The organism is Kitasatospora sp. NPDC004289, from assembly GCF_053602875.1.
The window spans coordinates 1-9,769 of sequence record NZ_JBSGEL010000136.1 but is presented as its reverse complement, the minus strand read 5'-3'; the positions used below and the strand labels follow the sequence as shown (position 1 = coordinate 9,769).

The 9,769-nt window shown below is 74.9% G+C and carries 10 protein-coding genes and 1 pseudogene; 8 read left to right on the top strand and 3 right to left on the bottom strand.

All coding sequences use genetic code 11. The features are described from left to right. The 7 genes and pseudogenes from ACWEPF_RS39030 to ACWEPF_RS39000 form a co-directional block, all read left to right on the top strand. Nucleotides 1-581, top strand: a pseudogene (locus tag ACWEPF_RS39030) (hypothetical protein); the annotation flags it as partial. A gap of 183 nt (nt 582-764) precedes the next feature. Further along, nucleotides 765-956, top strand: coding sequence for a hypothetical protein (locus tag ACWEPF_RS39025; protein ID WP_452176400.1), 192 nt, complete (start codon nt 765-767; stop codon nt 954-956). A gap of 212 nt (nt 957-1,168) precedes the next feature. After that, nucleotides 1,169-2,575, top strand: coding sequence for an acyl-CoA synthetase (locus ACWEPF_RS39020; RefSeq protein WP_452176399.1), 1,407 nt, complete (start codon nt 1,169-1,171; stop codon nt 2,573-2,575). 183 nt (nt 2,576-2,758) lie between these two features. After that, nucleotides 2,759-3,811 carry an NUDIX domain-containing protein gene (locus tag ACWEPF_RS39015; RefSeq protein WP_345289476.1) on the top strand — a complete coding sequence of 351 codons (1,053 nt, stop codon included), beginning with the start codon at nt 2,759-2,761 and terminating at the stop codon, nt 3,809-3,811. 64 nt (nt 3,812-3,875) lie between these two features. Next, nucleotides 3,876-4,355, top strand: coding sequence for a diadenosine tetraphosphate hydrolase (locus ACWEPF_RS39010; RefSeq protein WP_452176398.1), 480 nt, complete (start codon nt 3,876-3,878; stop codon nt 4,353-4,355). Continuing rightward, nucleotides 4,352-4,858, top strand: a complete 507-nt coding sequence (locus ACWEPF_RS39005; protein WP_452176397.1) for a PH domain-containing protein — start codon at nt 4,352-4,354, stop codon at nt 4,856-4,858. The genes ACWEPF_RS39010 and ACWEPF_RS39005 overlap by 4 nt, the downstream gene beginning before the upstream one ends. 25 nt (nt 4,859-4,883) lie before the next feature. Further along, nucleotides 4,884-5,531 (top strand): DUF4184 family protein, encoded by a 648-nt coding sequence (locus ACWEPF_RS39000; RefSeq protein WP_452176396.1) that lies wholly within the window; start codon nt 4,884-4,886, stop codon nt 5,529-5,531. On the opposite strand, the gene ACWEPF_RS38995 is transcribed toward ACWEPF_RS39000, so the two are convergent. Together ACWEPF_RS38995 and ACWEPF_RS38990 are read right to left on the bottom strand one after the other, a co-directional pair. After that, nucleotides 5,505-5,852, bottom strand: coding sequence for a hypothetical protein (locus ACWEPF_RS38995; protein ID WP_452176395.1), 348 nt, complete (start codon nt 5,850-5,852; stop codon nt 5,505-5,507). The genes ACWEPF_RS39000 and ACWEPF_RS38995 overlap by 27 nt on opposite strands. Before the next feature lie 62 nt (nt 5,853-5,914). Continuing rightward, nucleotides 5,915-7,279 carry a M20/M25/M40 family metallo-hydrolase gene (locus tag ACWEPF_RS38990; protein WP_452176394.1) on the bottom strand — a complete coding sequence of 455 codons (1,365 nt, stop codon included), beginning with the start codon at nt 7,277-7,279 and terminating at the stop codon, nt 5,915-5,917. Nucleotides 7,280-7,454: 175 nt separating this feature from the next. Here ACWEPF_RS38990 and ACWEPF_RS38985 point away from each other — a divergent pair, with 175 nt between their 5' ends. After that, nucleotides 7,455-8,696 carry a geranylgeranyl reductase family protein gene (locus ACWEPF_RS38985; RefSeq protein WP_452176402.1) on the top strand — a complete coding sequence of 414 codons (1,242 nt, stop codon included), beginning with the start codon at nt 7,455-7,457 and terminating at the stop codon, nt 8,694-8,696. 168 nt (nt 8,697-8,864) lie between these two features. Here the strand turns inward: ACWEPF_RS38985 and ACWEPF_RS38980 are convergent, their stop codons facing one another. Then, entirely contained in the window at nt 8,865-9,629 is a 765-nt protein-coding gene (locus ACWEPF_RS38980; protein WP_452176401.1) for an enoyl-CoA hydratase family protein, read from the bottom strand. Nucleotides 9,630-9,769 lie beyond the last annotated feature (140 nt).

Sequence of the window (9,769 nt, the reverse complement as noted above, 5' to 3'; positions counted from 1 at the left end):
GCATTCCGGCCTGCATCGCCAGTGCCCGCCGCGCCGTCAACGAGATGTTGACCCCGGAGACCGGGGCGTCCGTCAGGGAAGGGAGAATGGGCGCACCCGCCACCCCGGAGCGGCTGGCCTTCGTCACCGCGCCCTGCACTCCCGTGCAGGAGGTGCGGGACATCCTGACGGTGCTGCGCCGCAGGTTCCCGACCCTGCGCGGCCAGCACCCCGACCAGTGGTGCTATCGCGCCTCGGACCTGCGCGACGCGGCCGAGTCGGCGGTCCGGCAGAGCGACCTCGTGCTGCTGCTCGGCTCCTTCGGCCCGGTACTGCCCGACTGGCTCCCGGCCGGCCGCACGGTCCGCCCCGGCGGCCTGGCCGGGCTGCGGCCCGAACTGCTCGCCGAGGCCGCCACCCTGACGGTCCTCGAACCCGTGCCGGGCCCGCCCGGCTCGCTGACCACGGCCGGGCTGCTGACGGTGCTCGGCGGTCTCGGCCCGCTGAGCACGGTGGACCGCCGGGCGGCCAGCGAGGTCCGTGGCGTCACGGCGGGCCTCCCCGGTGCTGTGCAGAACGCCGCCGTGTCAAGCACCCGCTGACGGAGGAACCGCAGTTCGGCGGGGGTGACGGGTGGTCAGGAGCCGGTCGGCGTTCATCCGACGGATGCCCCGGGCGGGTGGCGGCCCGTGGACCGGCCGCCGCCGCCCGCCCGACGATGGCGGTACGACCGGACGACGACCGCTCGGTGGCCGTGCCCCGAGCGGAGAGTGGATGGCATCCCGATGGAAGAGCTCCAGACCGGCGCGACCAAGCCGAGGCACCTCACCTGTGCCCGCTGCAACTCCGCCGTCGAGGCGGAGTACGCGGGGGAGACGGTGGACGCCGACGGCCGTCGGCTGCACACCTGGCGGGGTGGCGCCTGCCGGAACCCACAGTGCTCGGAGGCCGCCGGCCGGGGCATGTCGGGCCTCTGACGTCAGGGAGCGGCCCGCAGGGGCGCGGGGAACTGCGCGGTGGGGGACGGCACTAGGTGCAACTGGCTCACATGCCCCGATCTCGCAGTGGGCCGCCTTCCGGGCTCGCGCAGTTCCCCGCGCCCCTGGGGTGTTGCCCTGCCGTCCCTCGGTGGGTCGGTGGGACGCACCTCGTGGCTGGTCGGTGACGGCACGCCGGTAGAGTCCGGGCCATGGGACTCCTGACGGCACTGGACGGTGCGTACGGCGATGCCGCCGACGCCCTGGTGATCGACGGTCATCCGCTCTCCCGGGAGCACCTGCTGGGTGCCGCCGCCGCGGTGGCCGACCGGGTGGCCGGGGCCCCCGCGGTGGCGGTGCTGGCGACGCCTAGCGCGCAGACCGTGGTGGCCGTGGTGGGCGGGCTGTTGGCAGGGGTGCCGGTGGTGCCGCTGCCGCCGGACTCCGGGCCCAAGGAGCGCGAGCACATCCTCCGGGACTCGGGCGCCGCCCTGCTGGCGCAGGCCGCGGGCGCCGGGCCGGTGGACGGGATCGAGGCGCTGCCGGTGGACCTGACGGTCCGTTCGGCCGCGACGTACGCCGAACCGTCCGCCGACCGGCCCGCGTTCGTGCTCTACACCTCCGGCACCACCGGCGCCCCGAAGGGCGCGGTGATCCCGCGCTCCGCCGTGGCGGCCGGCTTGGACGCGCTGGCCGAGGCCTGGCAGTGGAGCGCCGAGGACACCCTTGTGCACGGCCTGCCGCTGTTCCACGTGCACGGCCTGGTGCTCGGCGTGCTGGGAGCGCTGCGCACCGGAAGCCGGCTGGTGCACACCGGCCGCCCCGCGCCGCAGGCGTACGCCGCGGCCGGCGGCTCGCTCTACTTCGGGGTGCCGACCGTCTGGTCCCGCGTCACCGCTGACGCGCCGTCGGCCCGCGCGCTGGCGGGGGCCCGGCTGCTGGTCTCCGGCAGCGCCCCGTTGCCCACGCCGGTCTTCGAGCGGCTGCACGCGCTGACCGGCCACGCGCCGATCGAGCGGTACGGGATGACCGAGTCGCTGATCACCGTCTCCACCCGGGCCGACGGCGAGCGCCGCCCCGGCAGTGTGGGTCTGCCGTTGGACGGGGTGCGCACCCGCCTGGTCGGCGAGGACGGCGGACCGGTCGAGCCCGACGGCGAGAGCCTCGGCGAGCTCCAGGTGGCCGGGCCGACGCTGTTCACGGGGTACCTGAACCGGCCGGACGCGGACGCCGAGGCGTGGACCGCCGACGGCTGGTTCCGCACCGGGGACGTCGCGGTGGTCGAGCCGGACGGCTTCCACCGGATCGTCGGCCGGGCCTCGGTGGACCTGATCAAGAGCGGCGGCTACAAGATCGGCGCCGGCGAGGTGGAGGCCGCGCTGCGCGACCACCCCGCGGTGGCCGACGCGGCCGTGGTCGGTGCGCCCGATCCGGACCTCGGCCAGACCGTGGTCGCCTACGTCGTCGCCGACGGTTCGGTGACGGGCGATCAGCTCACGGCCTTCGTGGCGCAACGGCTCTCCGTGCACAAGCGGCCCCGGCGGGTGGTGCTGGTGCCCGACCTCCCGAGGAACGCGATGGGCAAGGTGCTGAAGAAGCGGCTGCCCGAGTTGGACTGAGCGACCGGCCCGGTGGGCAGGCGTGCCTGCCCTGAACAGGTCAGGAAGCTGGCGCGTGCGGCTGACACATGCCGTACGGCCGGGAAGCGACGGTCGCCCGACCGGGCAGGCATGGGCCGGGTCCGGGCGGGGGACGACCGGGAGGTGAGGGCCGGTGCACGACCGGCGAAGGGCGGGGGAAACGTGATCGTCTGGGTCAACGGGACGTTCGGCGCGGGCAAGACCAGCGCCTGCCGGGAACTGGTCGGCCTGCTGCCGGGCAGCGTGCTCTACGACCCCGAGCTGGTCGGCTACGGCCTGCGGCACATCCTGCCGCCGGACCGGATGGCCACCGTCTCGGACTTCCAGGACCTGGCCGCCTGGCGGCGGCTGGTGCCCGAGGTGGCGGCGGCCCTGCTGGCCGAGGTGCCCGGGCCGCTGGTGGTGCCGATGACGCTGCTGCGCGAGGACTACCGGGACGAGATCTTCGGCGCGCTGGCCGCCCGCGGCCTGGCCGTCCACCACCTGGTGCTGGACGCCGACGAAACGGTCCTGCGCGAGCGGATAGCCGCCCGCGAGGAGTGCCCCGACGACCCGGCCGCCAGCGCCCGGCTGCGGAGCTGGTGCGAGGAGCACCTGCCCCAGTACCGTGCCGCCCGCCGCTGGCTCAGCCGGGACGCCCACCTGGTGGACACGACCGGGCTGACGCCCCGTCAGACCGCCGAACGGCTCGCCGAACTGGTCGAGCAGGGCACCGCGCGCTGCCCGATCGTGCAGAGCGCCGACTCCACCGGCGACACCGTGGCCGCCGCGGTCCTGCTCTTCGACGACCAGGACCGGGTGCTGCTCGTCGACCCGGTCTACAAGCCCGACTGGGAGTTCCCCGGCGGCGTGGTCGAGCGTGGTGAGGCCCCCACCGACGCCGCCCTGCGGGAGACCGTCGAGGAGCTCGGCCTGCGGCTGGAGGCCTCCGCGCTGCGGCTGCTCGCCGTCGACTGGGAGCCGCGCACCGGTCCGCGCCGCGGCGGTCTGCGGCTGATGTACGACGGCGGCCACCTGGACGCCACTGCCCGGGCCGCCCTGCGGCTGCCCGCCGAGGAGCTGCGCGGCTGGCGCTTCGTCACCCTGGACGAGGCCGCCGGCCTGCTCCCGCCCAACCGGCTGCGGCGCCTGGCCGCCGCGCTCGACGCGCGCGAGCGCGGCGAACTCCGCTACCTGGAGGCCGGACTGCCGGCCGCGGTGGGAGCGGGAGCCTGACCCGGCTCGACGCACAGCACGAACCGCATGAACCGCACGAACAGCACGGAACGGAACGGAACCGATGGACGACGGCTGGAAGAAGGACCGGATCGGCGCGGCGCTGCGGGGTGAGAACCCCACGGTGCTGCGCCGGCTCCCCGGCGGCTTCGCCGTGATCGGCGACGTGCAGTTCCTCCCCGGGTACACGGTCCTGCTCGGCGAGGACCCCGCCGCAGGGCGGCTCTCCGACCTGACCCGCCCTCAGCGCACCGCCTTCCTGGACTCCATGGCCCTGCTCGGCGAGGCCGTCGAACGGGCCTGTGCCCGCCTCGATCCGGCCTTCCGCCGGGTCAACCTGGAGATCCTCGGCAACACCGACCCGTTCCTGCACGCCCACGTCTGGCCCCGCTACGACTGGGAGCCCGCCGACAAGGTCGGCCACCCCGTCTGGCTCTACCCGCGCGAGCACTGGAGCGGGCCGGCCCACGCCCTCGGCCCGCGGCACGACGAGCTGCGCAGCGCGATCGCCGAGGAGCTCGACCACCTCGGGGACGCACCGTGAACGACGACCGTACCGTGGAGTTCGTGCCCCGGGCCGAGCGGATCAGGCTGACCGTGCTCGCCGTTCTGCTGCTGGCCTTCGGGCTGCCCCAACTGCCGGAACTGGTACGGGCCTGGGGCGCTCCCGAGGACGAGCTGATCCACTTCCCGCAGTGGATGTTCTGGGTGATGTTCGGGGGGCCCGCCGCGGTGGGCTCGGTGCTGCTCTGCCGGGTCGGCCTGCTCGGCCTCCGCGCCGACGCGCAGGGACTGGTCAACCGGTCCGTGGTCGGGACCCGGACGACGCCGTGGTGCGAGGTGGCCGCCATCGGGTACCGCCCGCGCCACACCTGGGGACCGGCGGGTGCCGCGGGCCTGGTCCTGACGGACCGGCAGGGCCGCGACACCCATCTCGCCTCCACCGCCCCGTCCCCGCGCGACGAGGCCGCCCAGGAGGTCCGGCTGTCGCGACTCCACGCGCTGTACACCGGCCACCTGACGGCGTGTCCGACCTGCGCCTCTTGAGGAGACAGCCCCTAGCATCGGCGGTGTGCCCTTCACCTTCAGCCACCCGGCCGCCGTGCTCCCCCTGCTCGGCCGGGGGCGGTGGGTGGCCGCCGGCCTGGTGGCCGGGGCGATGGCGCCGGACGTGCCGTACTTCGCCGAGTCGGTGCTGCGGGGCAGCTACCGGTACGGCGGACCGACGCACCGGTGGTGGGCCGTGCCGACGGTGGACGTTGCGATCGCCGGAGCGTCCGCGCTCTGGTGGTACGGGGTGGTCCGGCCCGAGCGGCGGAGCCCGGTGCCGTTCGGCCGGTTCGTTCTCTCGGCGGCCGTCGGGGCCGGCACCCACGTGCTCTGGGACTCCTTCACCCACGAGGGCCGCTGGGGCGTCCGGGTCCTTCCGGTGCTCGACACCCGGGTCGCCGGCGTCCCCCTCCACACCGTGCTCCAGTACGGCACTTCGCTCCTCGGCCTGGCCGCCCTGGCCCCGCACCGCTCCGCTCTCGGCCGGGTGACCCCCGGTGCCGCCGCCGTCCTGACCGCGGCCGCCGCCGTGGGCGCCCTGCACCGCCTGGCCCGCCACGAACGCGGCCGGATCGACGAGCTCTGCTTCGGCGCCGGCACCGGCGCCGCCCTCGGCGCGACGCTGCTCGGCGCCCTGCGGCGGTCAGCCCCGGCGGGCCGCCCCCCGTAGGTCGGCCAGGGTGAGCACCCGGTAGCGGTCCTCCTGGTCCGCCATGACGAACAGTTGGAACGTCTCGGGTTCGGACCAGGGGAGTTCGGCGACGATGCGGGCGAAATCGGCGAAGGGCAGGTGGTTCAGCGCCCCGCCGTAGAGCGCGGGCGGGTACTTCGTGCCGCCCCACGAACCGCCGTCGGCCGACAGGTTGCCCAGCCGCCACCGGCCGGGAGCCTCGGGGTCGAGCTCGCGCAGGCGGAGGTTGAGTTCGTCGAGGACCTGCTGGTCCTCCTCCCAGCTGCCGGGGCTGAGCAGGACGGTGGTGATCGCGGACATGCTCCCATGATGACGGAGAGCGTGCCCGGCCCGGCAGCCGGGCCGGGCCGGCGGAGGGTGGGTCAGGCGGTGCGGGCGGCCGCGTAGTTGCGGAGGAAGAGGGCCTCGGTGAGGGACATCTTCTCCAGCTCGGACGGGTCGACGCTCTCGTTGACGGCGTGGATCTGGGTGGTGGGGTCCTCGACGCCGATGAGGATGATCTCGGCTTCGGGGTAGAGGGTGCGCAGGGTGTTGCAGAGCGGGATGGAGCCGCCCTCGCCGGAGACGACCATGGGGGTGCCGAAGGACTCCCGCATGGCCTCGGCCATCGCGGCGTAGGCGGGGCCGCTGGTGTCGGCGCTGAACGGGGAGCCGCTGCCGAGCCGCTCGACCACCGCGTGGGCGCCGAGCGGGACGGCCGCCTCCAGGTGGGCCACCAGGGCGTCCTGGGCGGTCCTCACGTCGGTGCCCGGCGGCACGCGCAGGCTGACCCGGGCCGCGGCGGCGGACTGGACGGAGGAGGCGCCGCCGACCACCGGCGGGCAGTCGATGCCGAGCACGGTGACGGCCGGGCGGGCCCAGAGGCGGTCCGCCACGGTGCCGGTGCCGGTGAGGGCGACGCCGTCCAGCACCTTGGCGTCGGCGCGGAACTGCTCCTCGGAGTACTGGACGCCCTGCCAGGTCTGACCGGTGGTCAGACCGGCCACCGCGCAGTCGCCGTTCTCGTCGTGGAGCGAGGCGAGCACCTTGACCAGGGCCTGCAGCGCGTCGGGGGCGGCGCCGCCGAAGGCGCCGGAGTGCAGGTTCCCGGCCAGGGTGGTGATGCTGATCGAGGCCTCGGCGATGCCGCGCAGCGAGGCGGTGACGGTGGGCAGGCCGGGGGCGAAGTTGCCGGTGTCGCCGATCACGATCACGTCGGCGGCGAGGAGTTCGGGGTGGGCCTCGGCGTAGCGCTCCAGGCCGCCGGTGCCCTGCTCCTCGGAACCCTCGACGATCACCTTGAGGCCGACGGGGTAGCCGCCGTCCACCTGCCGCAGCGCGCGCAGGGCGGTGAGGTGCATCAGGACGTTGCCCTTGCAGTCGGCCGCGCCGCGCCCGTACCAGCGGCCGTCGCGCTCGGTCAGCTCGAAGGCGGGGGAGTGCCAGCCGGACTCGTCCAGCGGGGGCTGCACGTCGTAGTGCGAGTAGAGCAGAACGGTCGGGGCACCCGCCGGTCCGGGGAACTCGGCGTAGACGGACTGGGTGCCGTCGGGGGTGTCCAGCAGCCGGACGTCCGTCAGGCCCTCGGCGGCGAAGGCGTCGGCGACCCACCGGGCGGCCTTGTGGCACTCCTCGACGGGGAACTGGCGGGGGTCGGCGACGGAGGCGAAGGCGACCAGGTCGGTGAGGTCGGCCTTGGCCCGCGGCATCAGGTCGCGGACGGCCGTCGCCAGGGACTGCTCGGTCATCAGGAGTGCTCCGGGGGTGGGGAGGGCACCGTGGGAAACCAGGTGTTCGGGTGGTTTCGATCATAGGCCGCCACTCCCGGAGGGCTGGATCCTCCGCAGGTCCGGCGCACTAGGATTGCTGCCTGTGACTGACACCGGTAGCACCCTCGGCCAGGACCTCTCCGACCAGCCCGCCGTGCCCGGGCCCGATCCTGACGCCGCGTCGGACGCCGTGGCGCGGGAGCAGGACCCGCTGGGCGGCGTGTGGGACGTGGTGGTGGTCGGCGCGGGCCCGGCCGGATCCTCGGCCGCGTACGCGGCGGCGAAGCAGGGGCGCCGGGTGCTGCTGCTCGACAAGGCCGAGCACCCCCGATACAAGACCTGCGGCGGCGGCATCATCGGCCCCTCCCGGGACAGCCTGCCGGAGGACTTCAAGCTCCCTCTGCAGGACCGGGTGCATGCGGTCACCTTCGCGCTCGGCGGCCGCTACACCCGCACCCGTCGCTCCAAGCGGATGCTCTTCGGCCTGGTGAACCGGGACGAGTTCGACCTGCGCCTGGTGCAGTCCGCCGAGCAGGCCGGGGCGGTGCTGGTCACCGGCGTCACGGTCAGCGGGGTCGAGCAGCCCGAGGGCCCCGGCGCCGGCAGCGGACGGACCGTCACCGTCACCACGGCGGACGGCCGCCGGATCGAGGCCCGCGCGGTGGTCGGCGCCGACGGCAGCGCCAGCCGGATCGGCCGCCACGTCGGGGTCTCCTTCGACCAGATCGACCTCGGCCTGGAGGCGGAGATCCCCGTCCCCGAGCAGGTCTCCCGGGCCTGGGAGGGCCGCATCCACCTGGACTGGGGGCCGCTTCCCGGCAGTTACGGCTGGGTCTTCCCGAAGACCGACTCCGGCTCGTTGACCGTCGGGGTCATCTCGGCCCGCGGCGACGGCGAGGCGACGAAGCAGTACCTGGCCGAGTACATCCGGCAGTTGGGCCTGAGCGGGTTCACCCCGAGCGTGGAGTCCGGCCACCTGACCCGCTGCCGGGCCGAGGACTCACCGCTCTCCAAGGGGCGGGTGCTGGTCGCCGGTGACGCGGCCGGGCTGCTGGAGCCGTGGACCCGGGAGGGCATCTCGTACGCGCTGCGGTCGGGCCGGCTGGCCGGCGAGTGGGCGGTCAAGGTGGCCGAGGCGGACGGCACGACGGACGTCCGCCGGCAGGCGCTCAACTACGCCTTCGCCGTCAAGGCCGGGCTGGGCGTGGAGATGCGGGCCGGCAAGGTGATGCTCGGTGCCTTCGAGAAGCGGCCGCACCTCTTCCACGCCGCCGTCTGCCTGGTCGGCCCGGCCTGGCGGGCCTTCGCCCGCACCACCCAGGGGCACACCACCTTCGCCCAGATCATGCGCGACTACCGGGCGGCCCGCCGGCTGGCTTCGGTCGCCGCGCGCTGAGGCATCCGCCGGAGCGCCCCGCAGGGGCGCGGGGAACTGCGCGGGTCGGAAGGCGGCTCACCTGCAACCGAAGCACCGTCAGCCGGTTGCAGCTCCTGCCTTTCCACCGCGCGCAGTTCCCCGCGCCCCCGGGGTGACCACCTTCGCCGGCGTGCCCGCGCTTACGCGTTACTGCGCCCAGGGGGCCGGGCGGCGCTCCAGGAAGGCCCGCATGCCCTCCTGGGCCTCCGCGGAGCCGAACAGCCGCGCCGACTGCGCGACGCGCTCCTCGGCGTCCTGCTCGAACGACGCGACCACCCCGGCGTTGGCGAGCCGCTTGGTCTCGGCCAGGCCCTGCGGCGAGCACAGGCGGAAGGCGTCCAGGAAGACCTTGAGCGCCGCCGCCACGTCCTGCGCCGCCTCCGTGACCAGGCCGATCCGGGCCGCCTCCGCCGCGTCGAAGGTCTCGCCGGTGAGGTAGTACCGCGAGGCGGCGCGCGGGTCGAGCTTGGGCCGCAGCGGGAGCGAGATGACCGCCGGGGCCAGCCCGAGGCGGACCTCGGTGAAGGCGAAGGTGGACTGCGGGCCGGCCACCACCAGGTCCGCGGCGCCGAGCAGGCCGAGGCCGCCCGCCCGGACGTGGCCGTCGACCGCCGCGACCACGGGCTTGGGGCAGTCCACGAGGGCCCGCTGGAGGTCGACCAGCCCGCGCGGTCCGACCGTCGGGTCGTCGCCGGTGGCCTCGGAGAGGTCGGCCCCGGCACAGAACACCTTGCCGGTGTGGCCGAGCACGACCGCCCGCACGCCGGGGTCGGCGGCCGCGTCGGCCAGACCCCGCGTCAGTTCCGCCATCAGCCGGGTGGAGAGGGCGTTGCGGTTGTGCGGGGAGTCCAGCTCCAGGGTGGTGACGCCATCGGCGGTGGTGACGCGGACGAACGGTACCTCGCGGGTCATCGCGGCTGTCCTGCTTTCCGACTGAGGGTGTTTCGGACTGAGGGTGTTTCGGACGTGGGCCGGGCGGGCCGGGTGGGCGTACGCCGAGTAGGTCAGCACCAGGGCGGCGCCGCCCAGCACCAGCGGGTCGGTGGTGACGC

Coding starts and splice junctions, on each gene's coding strand:
- ACWEPF_RS38980 (WP_452176401.1), bottom strand. CDS start 9,629: ATGACCCGCGAGGTACCGTTCGTCCGCGTCACCACCGCCGATGGCGTC.
- ACWEPF_RS39025 (WP_452176400.1), top strand. CDS start 765: ATGGAAGAGCTCCAGACCGGCGCGACCAAGCCGAGGCACCTCACCTGT.
- ACWEPF_RS38995 (WP_452176395.1), bottom strand. CDS start 5,852: ATGTCCGCGATCACCACCGTCCTGCTCAGCCCCGGCAGCTGGGAGGAG.
- ACWEPF_RS39010 (WP_452176398.1), top strand. CDS start 3,876: ATGGACGACGGCTGGAAGAAGGACCGGATCGGCGCGGCGCTGCGGGGT.
- ACWEPF_RS38990 (WP_452176394.1), bottom strand. CDS start 7,279: ATGACCGAGCAGTCCCTGGCGACGGCCGTCCGCGACCTGATGCCGCGG.
- ACWEPF_RS39020 (WP_452176399.1), top strand. CDS start 1,169: ATGGGACTCCTGACGGCACTGGACGGTGCGTACGGCGATGCCGCCGAC.